Consider the following 20,712-nt stretch of genomic DNA (forward strand, 5'->3'; position numbering starts at 1 on the left):
CCGTCCGAGTAAAAGAGCCCTGATTTAAGAGAAAGACTTGGCGAAGCTATCAAGAGCGCCCTTGAGCTTGCCCTTGGTATCGTCGCTGATAGCCTTTTCCGTGCGGATGGTGTCGAGGATCGCCTTGCCTTCCGACCGGAGGTAGGAGAGCAGACCCTGCTCGAACTTGCCGACCTGTGCGACCGGAACCTTGTCGAGGTAACCGTTGACGCCGGCGAAGATCACCGCAACCTGTTCTTCCGTCTTGAGCGGCGAGAACTGCGGCTGCTTCAGGAGTTCGGTCAGGCGTGCACCGCGGTTCAGCAGGCGCTGCGTCGAGGCATCGAGGTCCGAACCGAACTGGGCGAAGGCGGCCATTTCGCGATACTGGGCGAGTTCACCCTTGATCGAGCCGGCAACCTGCTTCATCGCCTTGATCTGGGCGGCAGAGCCAACGCGCGAAACCGACAGACCGACGTTAACAGCCGGACGGATACCCTGATAGAACAGGTCGGTTTCAAGGAAGATCTGGCCGTCGGTGATCGAGATCACGTTGGTCGGAATAAAGGCCGAAACGTCGTTACCCTGGGTTTCGATGACAGGCAGAGCTGTCAGCGAGCCGGCGCCCATTTCGTCGGAGAGCTTTGCAGCGCGCTCGAGAAGACGGGAGTGGAGGTAGAAAACGTCGCCCGGATAAGCTTCGCGGCCCGGAGGACGGCGCAGCAGAAGCGACATCTGACGGTAAGCAACGGCCTGCTTGGAAAGGTCGTCGTAACCGATGAGGGCGTGCTTGCCGTTGTCGCGGAAGTATTCGCCCATGGCGCAACCGGCAAACGGTGCCAGGTACTGCATCGGAGCCGGATCGGAAGCGGTCGCAGCAACGATGATCGAGTACTGCAGCGCGCCGCGCTCTTCCAGAACCTTCACGAACTGGGCGACGGTCGAACGCTTCTGACCGATAGCGACGTAGACGCAATAAAGCTTGTCGCCGTCAGGACCATTGTCGTGAATGGCCTTCTGGTTCAGGATCGTGTCGAGAATAATTGCGGTTTTGCCGGTCTGGCGGTCGCCGATGACAAGCTCGCGCTGGCCGCGACCAACCGGGATGAGCGCATCGATGGCCTTGAGGCCGGTCGACATCGGCTCGTGAACCGACTTGCGCGGAATGATGCCGGGAGCCTTGACGTCAACGCGCGAACGCTTGGCGGCGTTGATCGGGCCCTTGCCGTCGATCGGGTTACCGAGCGCGTCAACGACGCGGCCGAGCAGTTCCGGACCAACGGGAACGTCAACGATAGCGCCAGTCCGCTTTACGGTGTCGCCTTCCTTGATGTCACGGTCGGAACCGAAGATAACCACACCGACATTGTCGGCTTCGAGGTTGAGCGCCATGCCGCGGATGCCGCCCGGAAACTCGACCATTTCACCAGCCTGAACATTGTCGAGACCGTAAACGCGAGCAATACCGTCACCGACGGAAAGCACCTGGCCGACTTCCGAGACTTCCGCCTCGTTGCCGAAATTTTTGATTTGATCTTTCAGAATTGCGGAAATTTCCGCGGCGCGGATATCCATCAGCCAACCTCTTTCAGTGCAAGCTTAAGGGTGGAAAGTTTGGTGCGAAGAGACGTATCGATCTGGCGGGAGCCGACCTTGACGATCAGACCACCGAGGATCGAGGGATCGACGGTAACGGAAACCGCCACATCCTTGCCGGTAACGCTCTTCAGCGCCGCCTTCAGTTCAGTTTCCTGCGCCTCGTCGAGCGCATGTGCCGAGGTGACCTCGGCGGTAATTTCGCCGCGGTGGGCGGCAGCAATGGTGCGGTAGGCGCGGATCATGCCGGGAACGGCGAAGAGACGGCGGTTATTCGCAACAACCTTGAGGAAATTCAGCGCAAGACCGGTGATGCCGGCCTTTTCGCAAATAGCGGTGATTGCCTTGAACTGGTCCTCGGCGGAGAACACCGGGCTCGCAACCAGACGCTTCAAATCGTCACTTTCGTCGAGAAGTGCGCCAAACTTGTCCAGTTCGGCCTGAACCGCTTCGACCGTACCCGCTTCCAAAGCAAGCTCGAAAAGCGACGACGCATACCTTTCCGCTACACCGGATGTTCCCTGGGAGGTCTCTGCCACGGGCACTTTTTCCCTGCTAATCGTCCAAGACCATCAGCGATGGGGCTCCACCGCATCAAATTCTTGAAATCGTTTCAATTTCCCCGAAAAAGACCGGAATTCCCCCCTGCCTTTTCCCAATTTCGCGGTCCGTCTAGCATAGGACGCCGGGACTCGCAACACGCGTAATAGCGGAAAGCGCCGTTTGGGCAAGGGGGAATGCGTTTTAATTTTCCGATTTCGCTCAGGATCAAGCGTCTGTGAGGTGCAAAAGCCAAAAAGCCGGCTTCAGACCAGGCCGAAGACGTAGCTCAACGAGAATGCGGCGAGCAGAAAGTGCACAACCAGAAGTAAGAGATTCCGGATGCTTGCGCCACCATCCGAGAGGATGGAGAGTATCCCGCCGAAGACGCTGAGGCCGAATGCCGCACCGAAGGCGAGATAGACCATGGGCTGGGCGAGAAGCAGGGCGGCGGCGCCGAGGCCCAGATAAAAGCCGGCAAGCGACGAGCGCACCAGCGCATAGCCATCCCGGCGTTCGCCGGCGGGCAGCAGACCGAAAGCGCGAAGCGTCAAGCCGGGTGCAAACATAAAAAAAAGGCCTATGACGGCTGACACCACCGCCGCGCCGAAGGCCAATTGTTCGCCGAACTCGGTCGGAAAATAAAACTCCATATCGTTCCCCAAATCATTCTGTTTCCCGCTGGCGTTATGACACGGTCATGACAGCAGGAAAAAGCCCTTCTTTGCTAAAGTTCAAAGGAAACTTTGCGGATCGATATCCAGCTGAACATGCACGCTGCCGCGCTCTTTAGGGCCATTTGCCAGAAGCGTTCGCAGGAACGATTGCATGTCGGAGTTGCGTCGCCCGTGCACCAGCAACCGGAAGCGATGGCGGCCGCGGATGAGCGCGAGCGGCGCTTCCGCCGGGCCAAGCAGCATGATGCCGGTTACCTGCGGGGCCGCAGCCCGCAATCCACGCGCATGTGTCTCCGCCTCTGCGCGCGTATCGGCTGATACGATGATCGAGGCAAGCCGTCCGAAGGGCGGCAGGACAGCCTTTTCGCGCTCCACGATCTCCCTCTCGTAAAAGGCCGAGGCGTCACCGGAGACGATCGCCTGCATAACCGGATGCTGCGGCTGATAGGTCTGGAGCAGGCCATGACTCTTGCGCCCCGTCCGTCCGGCGCGACCCGTCACCTGCGAAAGCAGCTGGAAGGTTCGCTCCGCCGCACGCGGGTCGCCATTGGCAAGGCCGAGATCGGCATCGACGATGCCAACGAGCGTCATCAGCGGGAAGTTATGCCCCTTGGCGACGAGCTGCGTGCCGATGACGATATCCGCCTCGCCTTTGACGATCGCCTCCAGCTCCAACCGCAACCGCTTGACGCCCATGAGATCGGAAGAGAGCACGATGGTGCGGGCATCGGGGAAATGTTTCTCCACCTCTTCGGCGATGCGCTCAACCCCCGGCCCGCAGGCCACGAGATGATCGAAGGTGCCGCATTCCGGGCAATGGTCGGGCGTCGGCTCGTTATGGCCGCACTGATGGCACTGCAACTGATTGCGGAAACGATGCTCCACCAGCCAGCTGGAACATTGTGGGCACTGAAAACGATGGCCGCAGACGCGGCACAGCGTCAGCGGCGCATAACCGCGTCGATTGAGGAACAGCAGCGCCTGCTCGCCCTTCTCGATCGTCTTGCCGATTCCGCGCAGCAGAACGGGTGACAGAAACCCTCCCCTTTCCGGCGGATGGCGGCGCATATCGACAAGATGCAGATCGGGCATTGCCGCATCGCCGAAACGCGTATGCAGGTGAATGGTGTTGTAACGCCCCGAACTGCCGTTGACTTGGCTTTCCACCGAAGGCGTGGCCGAAACCAGCACGACGGGGAATTCGGCGATACGCGCCCTCACCACCGCCATGTCGCGGGCATTATAGAAGACACGATCTTCCTGCTTGTAAGCGGGGTCGTGCTCCTCATCGACAATAATAAGACCAAGATTGTCGAACGGCAGGAAAAGCGCCGAACGTGCCCCAGCCACCACCTTCACCTCGCCGGTCACTGCCTGCCGCCAGACCTTTTCGCGCATACGCGGCGACAGGTCCGAATGCCATTCGGCCGGCTTGGCGCCGAAACGATCCTGGAAACGCTCCAGAAACGCCGCCGTCAACGCGATTTCGGGCAGCAGGATGAGGACCTGCTTGCCTTGCCTGAGCGTCTCGGCCACGGCCTCGAAATAGACCTCGGTCTTGCCGGAGCCGGTCACGCCATCGATCAGGGAAACATGAAATCCACCCTTGCGCACATCCTCGAGAATCTCCGATGCCGCCTGTCTCTGAGGGCCTTCCAGACGCGGCTCGACATAATCGGGGTCAGGCTCGGGCACCACTGGCGGCGCGGGCAGGAATATCGTCTCGAACACGCCCTGTTTGACAAGCCCGTCGATGACGCTTGTCGAAACACCTGCAGCGTGGGCAAGCCCGCTCTTCGTCCAGCCGTGCGCTTCGGCCGCCAGCTCCATCACCCGTTCGCGGGCGGGGGTCAGGCGCTCCGGCCTACCTTCGGTCAGCCGCAGCCCCTCGATCATCGGTTCGGGATCGAAAGCGGCGGGCGCACGCAACGCCATGCGTGCCACGAGGCCGGGCGGAGAAAGCGTATAGGCGGCGACCCAGTCCACGAAGCGGCGCATTTCCGTCTTCATGGGCGGGCACTCGAAACTCTTGGTAATGGGCCGCAACTTCTTCGGATCGACAGCTTTCTCTCCGGTTTCGTCCCACACCACGCCGAACACCTGCCGGGGGCCAAGCGGCACCTGAACGACGGAACCAGTTTCCACCACCATATCTTCAGGCACAGCGTAGCTATAGGGCCCGGGCGCCGGCATGGGCACAAGAACGGGCACCGTGCGCGTGGGCGACGGCGGGTCGAACAGAGCCCCAAACAGATCGGACGAATCTTTTGCCATGATGTGGCGACCATGCCCCGGCGACAGGAAAAAGGAAACCGCCCGGATGTAGTGGGCGCACCACGCAAAGTCCACCTCTTAACTAAATGCTGACCATAAGCGCATAGTTTCGAATTGTGGAATGGAGCGCCGCGTGACCGAAATCCTGACATTTGCCGAACCCGATCTGCTCGCCGAGCGCCAAGCCTGGCTGACGGCGCTTGCAGGCGAGCGCCGCCTCTCCGACAACACCGTCGAGGCCTATGAGCGCGATACGCGTCAGTTCCTGGCGTTCCTGACCGGCTACATCGGCAAACCAGCCTCCATAAGCGATATTGCCGATCTGCGCCCGGTTGATCTTCGCGCCTTTCTGGCCAATAGACGCAAGGAGGGCGCCGGCGCGCGGTCGCTTGGGCGGCATCTGGCGGGCCTGCGCTCGCTACTGCACCACCTTCAGAAAAAGGGACTCGTCAATGCGGCCGGCGCCACCGCAATGCGCGCGCCAAAACAGCCGAAATCGCTGCCGAAGCCGCTGACCGACCGTCAGGCGCTGAAGATCACCACGGCCGAGGCACAGTTGAACGAAGAACCCTGGATTGCCGCCCGCAACGCTGCGGTCCTGTCGCTGCTTTACGGCTGTGGCCTGCGCATTTCCGAGGCACTGGGTCTTACTCCCGCCGATTTCCCACCCGGCGCGCGCAGCCTGCGCATCACCGGCAAGGGCAACAAGACGCGGATCGTGCCGCTGCTCGCAGTGGTGACGGAAGCGGTCGATACATACAAAAAGCTCTGCCCCTATGCCATGTCGGCGGACGAACCGATGTTCCTCGGGGCACGCGGCGGCAAGCTTCAGCCTGCCATCATCCAGCGTGAAATGCAGAAGCTGCGCGGCGCTTTCGGCCTGCCGGAAAACGCCACCCCGCATGCGTTGCGCCATTCCTTCGCCACCCATCTTCTGGCCGGCGGTGGGGATCTGCGCACCATTCAGGAACTGCTCGGCCATGCCAGCCTCTCCACCACACAGGTCTATACCGGGGTGGATACGGCAAGATTGCTTGAAATCTACGACAACGCGCACCCTCGCGCATGAAGCAGAAAAATGGTTAACCATAGGCATTAACCAGACGTCCAAACCGCCGTTCTATAAGCGAACAAGAACCGGATTGGACCGATGCACAGCCTGATAAAGCCTCAAAATCTCACCGCCACCCTGATGGGCAAGACTGGCGACGCGCTGCTCTGGCTGCTGGCCGCCCTGCATGTCACCGCCGTTGCCATCCTGCTCGTGACTCTACTGTCGCTCAGCCAGGCGGAAGCCGCCGAGCAGACGATCACCTGCGCGGGCAGCGACATTCTCGTTGAGATGCGCAAGACCGATCCTGAAGCCTTCGCCAAGATCGAACAGGAAGCGGCAGCGATCCCGAACGGCAAGGGCAATTTCTGGCGCATCGAAAAGACAGGTACGGCCCCATCCTATCTTCTCGGCACCATGCATGTGACCGATCCGCGCGTTCTGGAGATGCCGGCCGCCGCCAGCCCCGCCTTTGAGAAGGCAGCGACTGTCATCGTGGAATCGGACGAGATCCTTGATGACAAGAAAATAGCGGCATCCCTGCTGGGCAAGCCCGAACTCACCATGTTTCTGGACGGCAAATCGATCACCGACATCCTGCCGCCCGACAATGTCGCGCGCCTCGAAAAGGGACTGAAGGAGCGCGGCATTCCACTCAATGCCGTGTCGCGCATGAAGCCCTGGATGCTCTCGAGCTTCGTTGCCCTTCCCGCCTGCGAGTTTGCCCGCAAGGCAACGGGCCTTTCCTTTCTCGACAAGAAGCTTGCCGAAGATGCGGTTGCGAACGGAAAGCGCCTCGTCGGGCTGGAGACAATGGTCGAACAACTGACCGCAATGTCCGAACTGCCGATGGAATTTCATCTGCAGGCGCTTATCGAAACGCTTGAGCTCGGCGACCGCATGGATGACGTGATGACGACCATGACCGATCTTTACGTCGCGGGCGACATCGGCATGACCATGCCGATGCTGAAAAGTCTGGATCCCAAGAAGGCCGCCGACAACGATAAGGGCTATGCCGCTTTCGAACAGCGCATCATCACCGATCGCAACCATGTGATGGCGGACCGCTCCACCAATGAGCTTGCCAAGGGTAATGTCTTCATGGCCGTCGGCGCGCTGCACCTGCCGGGCGAAGGAGGCCTCGTGGAACTGCTGCGCGCGAAAGGCTTCACGCTGACGCGGGTTGAGTGACCGGAACAGTTCCTGTTTCGACGGGCCGGATAGAGGCGCAGAACGGTCGCATCGTCGCAGGCACGATGCGGCGGTGAAACGGACCAACGAGAAGAAGATAAAACCGACCGAACAGGTTCTTGCGCCGGACAATGGTGGTGACGCTCGCCAGCTGGCGGTCTGCCGCATCTTCGAGATCGATGACGATGCGAAAATCGAGGTGGTGGTCATCAAAGCCGAGGACTGTTCGCTCTGGCGTGGAGGTGATGACCGGGAACCCGCCCGCAGAACTGCCCGCCGCCAGCTCGACCGTTTTTAAACCGACCATCGAAACGATACCGTTTCGAAGCGACATCAGGCCGCTGATCCATGCCGGAGGATGCTCCAGAAAAAGCCTGCTCACATCGAGCGAGGACGTTACAGGCGTTGTCAATTCACCCTGAAAGCAATCGTACCAATCGGCACCTGGCAATATATCTTCAATATTTGGCATCTTTGATCCCCAGCCGCTCCTTTGCAGCAAGGGAAACATGCCGTTTTTACGCGGCGGGGGGAACGTGACAAACCGCCGCTCAGCCGTGTGTCATGCGCCGGAGGAGATTGGTGCGCCAATAGAACTGATGAACAAGGACAGCCGCGACATGGCCCGCGATCAAAACCCACATCAGCACCTTGAACGGGCCGGAGTGTAGCTCCCCTGCCGCGCTCACCCCAAAGTAATAGGCGGCGATGCCAGAGAGTGGCAGGATGAAGAACAGCGCGTAAAGCGTAAAATGCGCCACCTTGGCGGCAATCTGCGCGACACGCGGCTCCTCAGGCGGATGTGGCGGAACGCCCTGGATCAGCCGCAGACAGAAGCGCAGTACCGCAAGAAACAGCACGGCGAAGCCGACATAGGCATGGATATTGGCAGAAGAAATCTGATCTGGCGTCAATGTTTCACCCCGCCGCATCAGCCGGTAGGCATGGGCCATGGCATCGGGAAACAAGAGGTTGAAGAAAATCAGAAGCGCCATTGTCCAATGGATGACACGCTGCGGAATGGAGAAGGAAACTTGAGTGGAATGCGCCATTTTATTGCCTTTTATCAAAAGGTTAGACAGGCTTTAGCGCGAGTATGAGAAACCCCGGCCTGCATGGCAAGCCGGGGTTCAGCAGATGACGGAAATTTAATATTCGAGCGTCGGGCTCAAACGCCGATCACATGTGGATCGGCTTGAAGAACGTTGCCAGCGCCGCTTCCTTCACGGCTTCCGACATGGTCGGGTGCGCATGGCAGGTGCGGCCGAGATCTTCCGAGGAACCGCCAAATTCCATCAGTACGGTGATCTCGTGGATCATTTCGCCAGCGCCGAAGCCGACAATGTGACCGCCGAGAACCCGGTCGGTTTCCTTGTCGGCAAGGATCTTCACGAAACCATCCGTCACCTGCATGGCGCGGGCGCGGCCATTGGCGGTGAAGGGGAACTTGCCAACCTTGTAAGCGACGCCGGCGGCCTTGAGTTCCTCTTCGGTCTTGCCGACGGAAGCCACTTCCGGCTGCGTATAGACGACTGCCGGAATGACGTCGTAATTCACGTGACCGCGCTGGCCGGCAAGGATTTCCGCAAGCGCAACACCCTCGTCTTCCGCCTTGTGCGCCAGCATCGGGCCCTTCACCACGTCGCCGATCGCATAGATGCCATCGACATTGGTCTTGTAGTGGCCGTCGATTTCAACGCGGCCACGGCTGTCAAGCACGACACCAGCTTCGGCAAGGCCGAGACCTTCGGTGTAGGGCTTGCGGCCGGTGGAGATCAGCACGACGTTTGCTTCCAGCGTTTCGGCAGCGCCGCCCTTGACCGGCTCGAACACGACCTTGGCGCCGGCAGCGGTTTTTTCAACAGCCGTTACCTTTGCGCCGAGCTTGAAATCGAGGCCCTGCTTGGCGAGCAGACGCTGCGCCTGCTTGGAAACTTCGGCATCCATGCCGCCGAGAATGTTGTCGAGATATTCGACGACGGTAACCTTGGAGCCAAGACGCGACCAGACCGAACCGAGTTCAAGGCCGATGACGCCGCCGCCGACAACGATCAGCTTTTCCGGAACCTTGGAGAGAGCGATTGCGCCGGTGGAGGACACGATGACGCTTTCATCGATATCAACCTGAACACCCGGAATGCCGGCAACGTCAGAACCCGTGGCAATGACGATATTCTTTGCTTCGATTTCCTGTGTCTCGCCCTTGTCGTTGGTGACGGAAACCTTGCCGGCCGACACAACCTTGCCGGTGCCCTGGAAAGCATCGATCTTGTTCTTCTTGAACAGGAAGGAAACGCCATCGACATTGGCCTTCACCACGCCGTCCTTGTGACCCATCATCTTTTCAAGGTTCAGCTTGGGCGCTGGAACTTCGATGCCGAGCGAGTCGACACCATGGGCAACATGCGCGAAGGTTTCGGACGCGTGCAGCAGCGCCTTGGAGGGAATGCAGCCGACATTGAGGCAGGTGCCGCCATAGGTCGCGCGCTTTTCGATGACAGCGACCTTGAGGCCCAGCTGCGCCGCCTTGACCGCGCAAACATAACCGCCGGGGCCGGTGCCGATTACAACTACATCATATGCCATGTTCTGGTTCCTGCTTTATAGGGGCAAGATATCGGATCATTGCCCAGCTTCCATTTGACCTGAAACTCAGGCCGCTTTTTCCGTTGCGAGTTTTATACCGAGGGCGATGAAGACCACCCCGCTGGTGCGGTCGATCCATTGGCTGGCGCGCTGAAACGCGGCGCGCATCCGTGGTGTCGTCATGAAGAGGCTGACGCCAACGAACCAAAGGATGAGGCAGCTTGCCATGACGAGACCGTATCCGAATTTGACGGCCACCGGCGTGTGGGCGTGAACCACCGTCGAAAAGATCGACAGAAAGAAAAACACCGGCTTGGGGTTGAGCGCATTGGCCGCAAAACCGAGCGTAAACGCCTTCAGCGCCGTCTGACTGCTTTTCGCCTGAACGCCTTCACCTTCGGCAGCGGGCAATTCGGTCTTGCCAGCGCGCAGCGCCTTGATGCCGATATAGATCAGATAGGCGACACCCAGCCATTTGACGATGTTGAAGAGATAGATCGATTGGGAAATGATCAGGCCAAGGCCGAGGATCGTATAGGTGACATGGAACATCAGCGATGTCCCGACGCCGAAGCTGGTGATGATGGCCTGCTTGCGCCCATGCACCATCGCCTGACGCATGACCATGGCGAGATCGGCGCCAGGCGACACGATCGCGAAGGAGAAAATCGCCATCAGGGATGCAAGTTCGATGAGATATTGATGCATCGTAAAGCAGCCTTCAGAACATCAGCACGACAAACATGAGCGCCAGGCCGAGCATCGACCCCAGCCAGACGAAAGACCGTATATAGGGGATGCCCGCCAGATAGAGCGGAATATAGATCACCCGGCAGATCAGCCAGATCCAGGCGCCAGTGAGCGCCAGACCGGCAGGATCACCCGCCATGATGACCCCGAAAGCGAGCGCCAGAAAAGCCGGATATGTTTCCCGGAAATTCGCAGACGCGCGTGAGGCACGGCCGGAAAGCCTGCCCTCCGGCTCTCGGCTGCCATCCCTCGGGCCGGCATTCCATTCAAGCCCGAATTCCTTGGTCGCCGTCATCCCCTGCAACATGACGTGCACGACGAGGAGAAGAACGCTCAGACCGACAAGCGGCAAAAAAGGCGAAGCGGCTAGAAATGTCGGCTGCACGTCTGCTCTCCCTGTTAGTCTTTCAGCGGGGCTTCACTTGAAGCCCCGCTGAAACGAAAAGCAAGAGCGATTAGAGATCAAGAACCAGACGTTCCGGATCCTCGAGGCTTTCCTTGACGCGAACGAGGAAGGTCACGGCTTCCTTGCCGTCAACGATACGGTGATCGTAGGAGAGCGCCAGATACATCATCGGGCGAATGACGACCTGCCCGCCGATGGCGACCGGACGCTCCTGGATCTTGTGCATGCCGAGAATACCCGACTGCGGTGCGTTGAGGATCGGCGAAGACATCAGCGAGCCGTAAACGCCACCATTGGTGATGGTGAAGGTGCCGCCCTGCATGTCGGCCATGCCGAGCGAACCATCGCGCGCCGCCTTCGCAAGACGGCCGAGTTCCTTTTCGACGCCGGCGATGGAAAGCTGGTCGGCATCGCGGATGACCGGAACGACAAGACCCTTGTCCGTGCCGACAGCCATGCCGACGTGACAATAGTTCTTGTAGATGATGTCCGTGCCGTCGATTTCGGCGTTGACGGCAGGCAGTTCCTTCAGCGCGTGGGTCACGGCCTTGGTGAAGAAGCCCATGAAGCCGAGCTTGACGCCATGCTTTTTCTCGAACACGTCCTTGTAACGGTTACGCAGGTCCATAACCGCGCTCATGTCCACTTCGTTGTAAGTGGTGAGCATGGCGGCGGTGTTCTGCGCGTCCTTGAGGCGCTTGGCGATGGTCTGACGCAGGCGCGTCATCTTCACACGCTCTTCGCGAACCTGATCCTGTTCGGCGGAAACCGGACGCGGTGCAGCAGCAGGAGCCGGAGCGGCCGGAGCCGAAACGCCCTTGGCGACAGCAGCGAGCACATCGCCCTTCAGCACCTGGCCACGCTTGCCGGAACCGTCGACCTGATCGGCAGACAGGTTGTTTTCAGCAAGCAGCTTGCCAGCGGCAGGTGCCGGCGGCATAGCGCTGGCGGCAGAAGCAGCGGGAGCCGGAGCGGCGGCCGCGGCAGCAGCAGGCTTTGCCGGTTCGGCAGCCGGTGCGGAGGTCGCAGCGCCGGCAGCACCTTCGGCGATCTGGCCGAGAAGCGCGTCGAGCCCAACGGTCTCGCCGTTCTGCGCAACGATTTCAGTCAGAACGCCAGAGGCAGGCGCCGGGACTTCGACGGTAACCTTGTCGGTTTCCAGTTCAACGAGAGGTTCGTCGGCCTTGACGGTGTCGCCGACCTTCTTGAACCAGGTGCCGACGGTCGCTTCGCTGACGGATTCGCCGAGGGTTGGTACGCGGATTTCAGTGGCCATGATCTAGTTCCGTTATTCAGGTGTCTTTTTTGCGGGGCGATGCGGGAGAGTTCTCACTCTCCCAGCGCGTCTTCCAGGAACGCAGCAAGCTGCGCCAGATGCTTGGACATCAGGCCGGTCGCCGGAGAGGCGGCAGCCGGACGGCCCGTGTAACGGACCTTCTGGTACTTGGCGTCGATATGCGCCAGGACCCATTCCAGGTAAGGGTCGATAAACGACCACGCACCCATGTTCTTCGGCTCTTCCTGGCACCAGACCATCTCCGCATTGCGGAAACGCGACAGTTCGTTGATGAGCGCCTTGGCCGGGAACGGATAGAGCTGTTCGATACGCAGCAGATAGATATCGTCGATGCCGCGCTTCTCACGTTCTTCCAGCAGATCATAATAGACCTTGCCCGTGCACATGACGACACGGCGGATTTTCGAATCCTTCTGCAGCTTGATCGGGCCGTCCTTGATGACTTCAGCATCGTCCCACAGGAGACGGTGGAAGGAGGACTCGCCTGCAAGCTCGGCCAGCGAAGAGGTGGCGCGCTTGTGACGCAGCAGCGACTTCGGCGTCATCAGGATCAGCGGCTTGCGGAAGTCGCGCTTCACCTGGCGGCGCAGGATGTGGAAATAGTTTGCCGGCGTCGTGCAGTTGGCAACCTGCATGTTGTCTTCCGCGCACATCTGCAGCCAGCGCTCCAGACGGGCGGACGAATGTTCCGGACCCTGGCCTTCGTAACCATGCGGCAGCAGGCAGACCAGACCGGACATGCGCAGCCACTTGCGTTCACCCGACGAGATGAACTGGTCGAACACCACCTGTGCTCCGTTGGCGAAGTCGCCGAACTGGGCTTCCCAGAGCGTCAGCGCATTCGGACGGGCGAGCGAGTAGCCATATTCGAAACCAAGCACGGCTTCTTCCGAAAGCATCGAGTTGATGACTTCGTAACGGGCCTGCGTCGGCGCGAGGTTCGCGAGCGGGATGTAACGCTCTTCAGTTTCCTGATCGTAGAGAACCGAATGGCGCTGCGAGAAGGTGCCGCGTTCGCAATCCTGACCGGAGAGGCGGATCTTGTGGCCTTCGACGGCGAGCGAACCGAAAGCAAGCGCTTCCGCCATCGCCCAATCGATGCCTTCGCCGGTCTCGACCATCTGCGAGCGGTTTTCCATGAAACGCTGGATCGTTCGGTGGGCGTTGAAACCCTCGGGAATGGTCGACAGTTTCTTGCCGATTTCCTTCAGCTGCTTCATCGGCACGCCGGTCTTGCCGCGACGCTGCTCATCCGCATTGTCGGCGGCACGCAGGCCGGACCACTGACCGTCCAGCCAGTCGGCCTTGTTCGGCTTGTAGGACTGCCCCGCCTCGAATTCCTGCTCGAGATGGGCGCGCCAGTCGGCCTTCATCTTTTCGAATTCGCCTTCGCTGAGCAGGCCTTCGGCGATCAGACGGTCGGCATAGATGCGCGCGACGGTCTTGTGGCCGCGGATGACCTTGTACATCTTCGGCTGCGTGAACGCCGGCTCGTCGCCTTCGTTGTGGCCGAAGCGGCGGTAGCAGAACATGTCCACGACGACGGGCTTGTGGAACTTCATGCGGTATTCGGTGGCAACCTTGGCCGCATAGGTCACAGCTTCCGGATCGTCACCGTTGACGTGGAAGATCGGCGCTTCGATCATCTTGGCGACGTCGGACGGATAGGGCGACGAACGGGAGAAGGCCGGGTTCGTCGTAAAGCCGATCTGGTTGTTGATGATGAAGTGCATGGTACCGGCAACGCGATGACCGCGCAGGCCGGAGAGGCCGAGAATTTCAGCAACCACGCCCTGGCCCGCAAAAGCGGCATCGCCGTGCAGAAGCAGCGGCAGAACCTTGGCGCGCTCGGAAAGCGGAATGACATCGCCTTCCCACACCTTGGCCAGCTGGTCCTGCTTGGCACGGGCCTTGCCCATGACGACAGGGTTGACGATTTCAAGATGCGACGGGTTGGCCGTCAGCGACAGGTGAACCTTGTTGCCGTCGAACTCGCGGTCCGAGGAGGCACCGAGGTGATACTTCACGTCACCCGAACCTTCGACGTCGTCGGGCTTGAACGAACCACCCTTGAACTCGTGGAATACGGCGCGGTGCGGCTTGCCCATGACGTTGGTCAGAACGTTCAGGCGGCCGCGGTGAGCCATGCCGAGAACGACTTCTTCGAGACCTTCCTGGCCGCCGCGCTTGATGATCTGCTCGAGCGCCGGGATCAGCGATTCGCCGCCATCGAGGCCGAAACGCTTGGTGCCCTTGAAACGCACGTCGAGGAACTGCTCATAACCTTCGGCTTCGACCAGCTTTGACAGAATGGCCTTCTTGCCTTCGGCCGTGAAGGCAACGCCCTTGTCCGGACCTTCGATGCGCTCCTGAATCCAGGCCTTCTCTTCCGGGCTGGACATGTGCATGAATTCGACGCCGATAGTGGAGCAATAGGTGCGCTCCAGAATATCGATCATCTCGCGCACGGTCGCATATTCGAGGCCGAGCACGTTATCGATGAAAATCTTGCGGTCGTAATCGCTTTCTTCAAAGCCGTAGGACTTCGGCGAAAGCTCGTTATAGTCCTCGACGGCAACGGCAATACCGAGTGGATCGAGCTTGGCATGCAGGTGGCCGCGCATGCGGTAGGCGCGGATCATCATGATGGCGCGAACGCTGTCACGGGTCGCCTGCAGCACTTCGGCTTCGCTGACCGGCTTGCCGGTATCGGCGCTCTTGGCCTCAGCCTTTGCCTGAACCTTCTTTTCAATGGCCTTTTCGACCGTGGCCCAGTTGCCATCAAGTGCGGACACCAGGTCGCCATTTGCCGGGATCGGCCAGTTGGCACGCTTCCAGGAGGCGCCCTTGGCCGCCTTCTTCACATCTTCCGGATTATCGGACAGTGCCTTGAAGAAGCTCTGCCACTCCGGCGACACGGAAGAGGGGTCCTCTTCGTACCGGGCATAGAGCTGCTCGATATAGGCTGCATTCGCGCCGTCCAGAAACGACGTGATCTGAAACTGCTCGTTCGCTTCTTGCCTTGCCATTGTGTTCTTGCGGACTTGTCCGTCCGCCTCCTCGATGCCGTTAGGGCCGTTCGACCGGCCTGCCGCTTTGATTATTGCTGTCTGCCGCCGAGGCGGTATGCCGTCTGTTTGTCTTCGTGCGGCATCGGGCAGCGCGAGCTTGAAGCCGCGCCGCCCGTTACCGGTTTCATGTGGTCTCAGCCCTTGAGGACTTCAACCAGCGTCTTGCCGAGTCGCGCCGGGGAAGGCGAAACCTTGATGTCCGCTGCTTCCATGGCAGCGATCTTGGATTCTGCATCGCCCTTGCCGCCGGAAACGACAGCGCCGGCGTGGCCCATGGTGCGGCCCTTCGGAGCCGTACGACCCGCGATGAAGCCGGCCATCGGCTTCTTGCGGCCCTTCTTGGCTTCGTCAATCAGGAACTGCGCCGCATCTTCTTCAGCTGAACCGCCAATTTCGCCGATCATGATGATCGACTGCGTGGCGTCGTCAGCGAGGAACATTTCCAAGACGTCGATGAACTCGGTGCCCTTGACCGGGTCGCCGCCGATGCCGACAGCCGTCGTCTGGCCGAGGCCTTCGTTGGACGTCTGGAACACGGCTTCATAGGTCAGCGTGCCGGAGCGCGAAACGATACCGACCGAACCCTTGCGGAAGATAGAGCCCGGCATGATGCCGATCTTGCATTCTTCCGGCGTCAGGATGCCGGGGCAGTTCGGGCCGAGCAGGCGGGACTTCGAACGGTCGAGGCGAGCCTTGACGCGGACCATGTCCATGACCGGGATGCCTTCGGTGATGCAGGTGATGAACGGAATTTCCGCATCGATGGCTTCGATGATCGCGTCTGCTGCACCTGCCGGCGGAACATAGATCACGGATGCATCTGCACCGGTCTTTTCCTTGGCTTCGGCAACCGTTGCGAAGATCGGCAGGGTTTCGCCCTTGGAACCGGTCCAGGTTTCGCCACCCTTCTTCGGATGAATGCCGCCGACCATCTGCGTGCCGTAATAGGCAAGCGCCTGTTCGGTGTGGAAGGTACCGGTCTTGCCGGTCAGACCCTGAACGAGGATCTTGGTGTCTTTATTAACGAGAATAGACATTATTTCCGGTCCCTCAATTAGCCGTTGATCGCCGCGACGATCTTCTTGGCTGCGTCGTCCAGATCGTCAGCAGCCGTAATCGCAAGGCCCGATTCATTCAGAAGCTTCTTGCCAAGTTCGACGTTGGTGCCTTCGAGGCGAACAACGAGCGGAACCTGCAGACCGACTTCCTTCACCGCGGCGATAACGCCCTCGGCGATAACGTCGCACTTCATGATGCCACCGAAGATGTTGACGAGGATGCCCTCGACCTTCGGGTCGGCAGTGATGATCTTGAAAGCTGCCGCAACCTTCTCCTTGCCGGCGCCGCCGCCGACGTCGCAGAAATTTGCCGGCTCCTTGCCGTAAAGCTTGATGATGTCCATGGTGGCCATGGCAAGACCTGCGCCGTTGACCATGCAGCCGATGTTGCCGTCGAGGGCGACGTAAGCGAGGTCCCACTTGGAGGCTTCGATTTCCTTGGCGTCTTCTTCGGTTTCGTCGCGCAGCGCCTTGACGTCGTCATGGCGGAACATGGCGTTGCCGTCGAAGGAAACCTTGGCGTCGAGAACGCGCAGATGGCCATTTTCCATGACGATCAGCGGGTTGATCTCGAGGAGAGCCATGTCCTTCTCGCTGAAGGCCTTGTAAAGGATCGGGAAGAGCGACTTGGCATCTTCGGCTGCAACGCCGTCAAGCTCAAGCGCCTTGGAGATCGCAGCAACGTCGGCATCGGAAACGCCCTTTTCAGGGTTGATGGCGATGGTGTGGATCTTTTCAGGCGTGTCGTGGGCGACGGCTTCGATGTCCATGCCGCCTTCAGTGGAAACCACGAAGGCAACCTGGCCGACCGAACGGTCTACCAACAGCGAGCAATAGAGTTCGCGAGCGATATCAGCGCCGTCTTCGATATAGAGACGGTTGACCTGCTTGCCGGCATCGCCCGTCTGCGCCGTTACCAGCGTGTTGCCGAGCATGTCCTTGGCGTGGGAAACGACTTCTTCAATGGACTTGGCCAGACGAACGCCGCCCTTGGCGTCCGGGCCGAGTTCCTTGAACTTGCCCTTGCCGCGGCCGCCAGCATGGATCTGGCTCTTGACGACATAGAGCGGGCCCGGAAGCTGCTTTGCGGCAGCTTCGGCTTCTTCGACCTTGAGAATGGCAACGCCTTCGGCAACCGGCGCGCCGTAGCCCTTCAGAAGAGCCTTGGCCTGATATTCGTGAATATTCATGGAATAATCCCTGTTTGGAACCGCTTGAAGTTGTTACTTCAGCGACGGAGCGATGTTGATGCAGGCTTCGCAGAGACCAGCGACAGCGCCGACGGACTTCTGGAAGGCAGCTTCTTCTTCCTTGTTGAGTTCGATCTCGATGATGCGCTCGATACCGCCTGCACCGATGATGGTGGGAACGCCGACATACATGTCGTCTACGCCATACTGGCCCGAAAGGTGGGCAGCGGCGGGCAGAACGCGCTTCTTGTCCTTGAGGTAGGATTCAGCCATCTCGATTGCCGAGGCAGCCGGGGCGTAATAGGCCGAGCCGGTCTTCAAGAGACCAACGATTTCGGCGCCGCCGTCACGGGTGCGCTGGATGATCTCTTCGAGACGCTCGGCCGTCAGCCAGCCCATCTTTACGAGATCGGTCAGCGGAACGCCAGCAACGGTGGAGTAACGGGCGAGCGGCACCATGGTGTCGCCGTGGCCGCCGAGAACGAAGGCGGTGACGTCTTCAACCGAAACGTTGAACTCTTCGGCGAGGAAGAGGCGGAAACGCGCGCTGTCGAGAACGCCGGCCATGCCGACGACCTTGTTCTTCGGCAGGCCGGAGAACTTCTGCAGCGCCCAGACCATGGCGTCGAGCGGATTGGTGATGCAGATGACGAAAGCGTTCGGCGCGTATTTTTTGATGCCGGCGCCGACCTGTTCCATGACCTTGAGGTTGATGCCGAGAAGATCGTCGCGGCTCATGCCGGGCTTGCGGGCAACACCAGCGGTGACGATGCACACGTCAGCGCCTTCGATGGCAGCGTAATCGGATGCGCCGGTGAGCTTTGCATTGAAGCCTTCAACCGGGCCGGACTGGGCAATATCCAGGCCCTTGCCCTGCGGGATGCCGTCAGCAATATCGAAGAGGACGATATCGCCCAGTTCCTTCAGGCTGGCCAGATGCGCCAGCGTGCCGCCGATCATGCCAGAACCAATAAGTGCAATCTTTTTGCGAGCCATCGAATGCTTCCTCTTGAGCTTCAATTCAATTTCACCGCGCCAAACCGGCAGCCAAATTGTCGCACTCCGATTAGACCCATTGGCCAAAATAGGCAACAGATTCTTTTCTGCTGAGTATTTTCAATCGTTTAGATCAATATTTTCTTACGTAAACGTAAGAAAATGCGTCACGAAAGTGTCAAACTTTCTGCCGTTTTTCTTGATGAAGCGCCAGATAATCGGCGCTACGCATTTCAAACAGACGCGAGGCGGTGCGATCGAACTCGAAACCTTCCGTCCCCTTGCGTTTGCCGAGCAGCTCTTCCGGCATCGCTGCCGCCGACGCGAACAGCCTGACGCTGTGATCATAAAGCGCGTCGATGAGGATGATGAAACGCTTGGTTTCGTTCCGTTTGTCCGCGTTCAAAAATGGAATGTGGTCGATGAAGACCGTGTCGAAACGATTGGCGATGGCCAGGAAATCGGAAGCGCCGAGCGGCTTCTCGCAAAGGTCGGAAAAGGAAAAACGCGCCACTCGACCGCTAGCGCGCGGCACCAGGATGGAACGACCCTTCATGGGTATCTCGGTTGGCGCAACAAGGTGCCCGCCGGTCATGTGCCGCCACGCCATATCCATCGCCTGATCGGCCGCGCCATCAAGGGGCGTCACATAGACCGGCAGGCTTTCCAGCTTCTCCATCCGATAATCGGTGGGACTGTCCAGCGTCACCACCTCCACATGCTTCTTCAGCAGCTCGACAAAGGGCAGGAACAGGCCGCGATTGAGACCATCCTTGTAGAGATTGTCCGGAACGACATTGGAGGTCGTCACCAATGTGCAGCCATTGGCGAAGAGCTCGCTGAATAGCCGCGCGAGGATCATCGCATCAGCAATATCCGTCACGGTGAATTCATCGAAACACAGGAGTTCGGCCTCCGCCAGAAGCTGGGCGGCGACAGGCGGAATCGGATCGGCCTGTTTGGTCTCGCCATTCTTCAGCTTCTGCCGGTGCGCATGCACACGATTATGCACATCCGCCATGAATTCATGAAAATGGCAACGCCGCTTGGAAGAAACGGGCGCCATTTCGTAAAACATGTCCATTAGCATCGTCTTGCCGCGGCCGACGCTGCCATAGACATAAAGCCCTTTCACCGTCGTTGCTGGACCGGCCTTGCGTGCGAACATCCAGCCGAGCGCGCTCTTCTTCTTGGCAGGCTTGCGGGCCTTCAGATCGGCGAGAATTCTGTCGAGATGGGCCGCCACACCAAGCTGGGCGGCATCGGCCTGCAAGGTGCCAGCTGCCGTCAATGCGTTGAGCTGTTCAACGACACTATGATTGTAATCAGGCAATGGCTTCATGAAAAGACGCCCCGGTCGCGGATGCAGCACAGAACCCGCGACGAATGGAATGGCTTAGAGCAGAATGAACGTTCCGGCTGCACCGGAACGACTCATCGGCTGAGGCTGAGCGGCTGCCCGCTATTGGTCGTGCCGTCGAAGCGTGCGTCTGCGCTCTTGTAGACGCGGCCGATAGTGTCACCCGAGCGATTCTTGAAGACGACCATCTTGCCGGATACTTCCCAGGACCCCATCGCCGTCAGCTCGCCGGAGCAACCACGCGTGCCGCCACGCGATCCGCTGCCCAGATTGGTGAGCGTCAGGAACATATCGCAATTGGCCCCGCCATTAGAAACGCGCCAGTTGCCGACCATGGATTCCTTGGTCACATCGAGAGCTGTTGCCGGTGGAGCAGCGGATGCAACATTGGTGCCGCCGGGTGTCGCCGAAGCAGGCGCCGACGGGAACTGGCTGCCGTTGGCACCACCGGGCGGCGGCAGGGCGCCAGACTGAACGGAGGGCACCGGCTGCGCCTGCAGGGGCGGCGTATAACCGGGATTGTTGCTGGCGTTGTTGTTGTAATCGTAGGAGGTACGTTGGCAACCGGCAAGGCTCATCACAACCGCAAGGCCCGTCACCACATATCTGAATTGCATATCAAGCTCCCGATTCTCTCGCTTCCGGAAAGACGATGATCAAACAAGAAGGCTGAATTATTACCAAAGC

The 20,712-nt window shown here is 59.7% G+C and carries 18 protein-coding genes; 2 read left to right on the top strand and 16 right to left on the bottom strand.

Annotation, left to right across the window (positions count from 1 at the left end; all coding sequences use genetic code 11):
- Positions 1–24 precede the first annotated feature (24 nt).
- The 4 genes from atpA to QE453_RS21455 form a co-directional block, all read right to left on the bottom strand.
- Entirely contained in the window at positions 25–1,554 is a 1,530-nt protein-coding gene (gene atpA, locus QE453_RS21440; protein ID WP_004443771.1) for a F0F1 ATP synthase subunit alpha, read from the bottom strand.
- The gene (locus tag QE453_RS21445; RefSeq protein WP_004443773.1) at positions 1,554–2,120 is read right to left on the bottom strand and encodes a F0F1 ATP synthase subunit delta; all 567 of its coding nucleotides are present in this window, start codon (positions 2,118–2,120) and stop codon (positions 1,554–1,556) included. Before QE453_RS21445 ends, atpA begins: the two co-directional genes overlap by 1 nt.
- Before the next feature lie 261 nt (positions 2,121–2,381).
- Positions 2,382–2,768, bottom strand: coding sequence for a phage infection protein (locus QE453_RS21450; RefSeq protein ID WP_309777956.1), 387 nt, complete (start codon positions 2,766–2,768; stop codon positions 2,382–2,384).
- 81 nt (positions 2,769–2,849) lie between these two features.
- On the bottom strand, positions 2,850–5,066 hold the full coding sequence (locus tag QE453_RS21455) for a primosomal protein N' (RefSeq protein ID WP_037090323.1): 2,217 nt from the start codon (positions 5,064–5,066) through the stop codon (positions 2,850–2,852).
- Between the two features lie 121 nt (positions 5,067–5,187).
- On the opposite strand from QE453_RS21455, the gene QE453_RS21460 reads away from it, so the two are divergent.
- Both QE453_RS21460 and QE453_RS21465 read left to right on the top strand, forming a co-directional pair.
- Positions 5,188–6,135 carry a tyrosine recombinase XerC gene (locus QE453_RS21460; RefSeq protein ID WP_081950522.1) on the top strand — a complete coding sequence of 316 codons (948 nt, stop codon included), beginning with the start codon at positions 5,188–5,190 and terminating at the stop codon, positions 6,133–6,135.
- Positions 6,136–6,216: 81 nt separating this feature from the next.
- On the top strand, positions 6,217–7,311 hold the full coding sequence (locus QE453_RS21465; protein ID WP_309777958.1) for a TraB/GumN family protein: 1,095 nt from the start codon (positions 6,217–6,219) through the stop codon (positions 7,309–7,311).
- Here QE453_RS21465 and QE453_RS21470 read toward each other — a convergent pair.
- The 12 genes from QE453_RS21470 to QE453_RS21525 form a co-directional block, all read right to left on the bottom strand.
- Entirely contained in the window at positions 7,289–7,783 is a 495-nt protein-coding gene (locus QE453_RS21470) for a DUF2867 domain-containing protein (RefSeq protein ID WP_006698225.1), read from the bottom strand. The genes QE453_RS21465 and QE453_RS21470 overlap by 23 nt on opposite strands.
- Before the next feature lie 79 nt (positions 7,784–7,862).
- Entirely contained in the window at positions 7,863–8,363 is a 501-nt protein-coding gene (locus QE453_RS21475; RefSeq protein WP_113382044.1) for a cytochrome b, read from the bottom strand.
- Between the two features lie 127 nt (positions 8,364–8,490).
- Positions 8,491–9,897, bottom strand: a complete 1,407-nt coding sequence (lpdA, locus tag QE453_RS21480) for a dihydrolipoyl dehydrogenase (RefSeq protein WP_309777960.1) — start codon at positions 9,895–9,897, stop codon at positions 8,491–8,493.
- Positions 9,898–9,963: 66 nt separating this feature from the next.
- Positions 9,964–10,605: a LysE family translocator gene (locus QE453_RS21485; protein WP_045533332.1), complete on the bottom strand. Its 642-nt coding sequence runs from the start codon at positions 10,603–10,605 to the stop codon at positions 9,964–9,966.
- A 13-nt stretch (positions 10,606–10,618) separates the two neighbouring features.
- Positions 10,619–11,032, bottom strand: a complete 414-nt coding sequence (locus QE453_RS21490) for an MAPEG family protein (RefSeq protein ID WP_045533334.1) — start codon at positions 11,030–11,032, stop codon at positions 10,619–10,621.
- A gap of 70 nt (positions 11,033–11,102) precedes the next feature.
- Entirely contained in the window at positions 11,103–12,329 is a 1,227-nt protein-coding gene (gene odhB / locus QE453_RS21495; protein WP_022556940.1) for a 2-oxoglutarate dehydrogenase complex dihydrolipoyllysine-residue succinyltransferase, read from the bottom strand.
- Between the two features lie 53 nt (positions 12,330–12,382).
- Positions 12,383–15,379: a 2-oxoglutarate dehydrogenase E1 component gene (locus tag QE453_RS21500; protein ID WP_004443801.1), complete on the bottom strand. Its 2,997-nt coding sequence runs from the start codon at positions 15,377–15,379 to the stop codon at positions 12,383–12,385.
- A gap of 176 nt (positions 15,380–15,555) precedes the next feature.
- Positions 15,556–16,458, bottom strand: a complete 903-nt coding sequence (sucD, locus tag QE453_RS21505; RefSeq protein ID WP_184288533.1) for a succinate--CoA ligase subunit alpha — start codon at positions 16,456–16,458, stop codon at positions 15,556–15,558.
- Between the two features lie 17 nt (positions 16,459–16,475).
- Positions 16,476–17,669 (bottom strand): ADP-forming succinate--CoA ligase subunit beta, encoded by a 1,194-nt coding sequence (gene sucC / locus QE453_RS21510; protein ID WP_004443803.1) that lies wholly within the window; start codon positions 17,667–17,669, stop codon positions 16,476–16,478.
- Between the two features lie 33 nt (positions 17,670–17,702).
- Positions 17,703–18,665 (bottom strand): malate dehydrogenase, encoded by a 963-nt coding sequence (gene mdh, locus QE453_RS21515; protein WP_004443804.1) that lies wholly within the window; start codon positions 18,663–18,665, stop codon positions 17,703–17,705.
- A gap of 178 nt (positions 18,666–18,843) precedes the next feature.
- Positions 18,844–20,007, bottom strand: a complete 1,164-nt coding sequence (zapE, locus tag QE453_RS21520) for a cell division protein ZapE (protein WP_045533338.1) — start codon at positions 20,005–20,007, stop codon at positions 18,844–18,846.
- A gap of 92 nt (positions 20,008–20,099) precedes the next feature.
- The gene (locus QE453_RS21525) at positions 20,100–20,642 is read right to left on the bottom strand and encodes a protease inhibitor Inh/omp19 family protein (protein WP_004443808.1); all 543 of its coding nucleotides are present in this window, start codon (positions 20,640–20,642) and stop codon (positions 20,100–20,102) included.
- Between the last annotated feature and the right edge of the window lie 70 nt (positions 20,643–20,712).

The organism is Agrobacterium sp. SORGH_AS_0440 (assembly GCF_031453135.1).
Lineage (GTDB): Bacteria > Pseudomonadota > Alphaproteobacteria > Rhizobiales > Rhizobiaceae > Agrobacterium > Agrobacterium pusense.

Bases quoted from the DNA above. Each gene is read 5' to 3' on its own strand.
- atpA (WP_004443771.1), bottom strand. From the start codon at position 1,554: ATGGATATCCGCGCCGCGGAAATTTCCGCAATTCTGAAAGATCAAATC.
- QE453_RS21450 (WP_309777956.1), bottom strand. From the start codon at position 2,768: ATGGAGTTTTATTTTCCGACCGAGTTCGGCGAACAATTGGCCTTCGGC.
- QE453_RS21455 (WP_037090323.1), bottom strand. From the start codon at position 5,066: ATGGCAAAAGATTCGTCCGATCTGTTTGGGGCTCTGTTCGACCCGCCG.
- QE453_RS21460 (WP_081950522.1), top strand. From the start codon at position 5,188: ATGGAGCGCCGCGTGACCGAAATCCTGACATTTGCCGAACCCGATCTG.
- QE453_RS21465 (WP_309777958.1), top strand. From the start codon at position 6,217: ATGCACAGCCTGATAAAGCCTCAAAATCTCACCGCCACCCTGATGGGC.
- QE453_RS21470 (WP_006698225.1), bottom strand. From the start codon at position 7,783: ATGCCAAATATTGAAGATATATTGCCAGGTGCCGATTGGTACGATTGC.
- QE453_RS21475 (WP_113382044.1), bottom strand. From the start codon at position 8,363: ATGGCGCATTCCACTCAAGTTTCCTTCTCCATTCCGCAGCGTGTCATC.
- lpdA (WP_309777960.1), bottom strand. From the start codon at position 9,897: ATGGCATATGATGTAGTTGTAATCGGCACCGGCCCCGGCGGTTATGTT.
- QE453_RS21485 (WP_045533332.1), bottom strand. From the start codon at position 10,605: ATGCATCAATATCTCATCGAACTTGCATCCCTGATGGCGATTTTCTCC.
- odhB (WP_022556940.1), bottom strand. From the start codon at position 12,329: ATGGCCACTGAAATCCGCGTACCAACCCTCGGCGAATCCGTCAGCGAA.
- QE453_RS21500 (WP_004443801.1), bottom strand. From the start codon at position 15,379: ATGGCAAGGCAAGAAGCGAACGAGCAGTTTCAGATCACGTCGTTTCTG.
- sucD (WP_184288533.1), bottom strand. From the start codon at position 16,458: ATGTCTATTCTCGTTAATAAAGACACCAAGATCCTCGTTCAGGGTCTG.
- sucC (WP_004443803.1), bottom strand. From the start codon at position 17,669: ATGAATATTCACGAATATCAGGCCAAGGCTCTTCTGAAGGGCTACGGC.
- mdh (WP_004443804.1), bottom strand. From the start codon at position 18,665: ATGGCTCGCAAAAAGATTGCACTTATTGGTTCTGGCATGATCGGCGGC.
- zapE (WP_045533338.1), bottom strand. From the start codon at position 20,007: ATGAAGCCATTGCCTGATTACAATCATAGTGTCGTTGAACAGCTCAAC.
- QE453_RS21525 (WP_004443808.1), bottom strand. From the start codon at position 20,642: ATGCAATTCAGATATGTGGTGACGGGCCTTGCGGTTGTGATGAGCCTT.